Source organism: Massilia genomosp. 1, from assembly GCF_011682185.1.
In the GTDB taxonomy this organism is placed as follows: Bacteria; Pseudomonadota; Gammaproteobacteria; order Burkholderiales; family Burkholderiaceae_D; genus Telluria_A; species Telluria_A rubra.
This window is the reverse complement of record NZ_WHJF01000506.1, coordinates 1-305: the sequence shown is the minus strand read 5'-3', so window position 1 is coordinate 305 and position 305 is coordinate 1. Positions and strand designations below refer to the sequence as shown.

Genomic DNA, 305 nt, shown 5'->3' with positions numbered 1-305 from the left:
AATACGCGGTACGGGTTGGCGGTGGCAAGAACCAGCGCATGGCCTTGTACGACGGCATCTTGATCAAGGAAAATCACATTGCGGCAGCGGGCGGCGTGGGCAAGGCGCTGGCGGCTGCGCAAGCGCTCGATGCCGGCGTATCGATCCAGATCGAAGTCGAAACCCTGGCCCAGCTGAGCGAAGCGCTCGAGGCCGGTGCTACCTCCGTCCTGCTCGATAACTTCGAGCTGGCCACGATGTGCCACGCAGTCACGCTCAATGCGGGCCGGGCGTTGCTGGAAGCATCGGGTGGGGTGACCATGGAT

Annotated in this window: 1 protein-coding gene; it reads left to right on the top strand. The window is 63.3% G+C overall.

Going from position 1 to position 305, the window contains the following annotated elements:
* Positions 1-305: nicotinate-nucleotide diphosphorylase (locus F1735_RS34690; RefSeq protein WP_373888638.1), on the top strand; the 305-nt coding region annotated here is incomplete at both ends.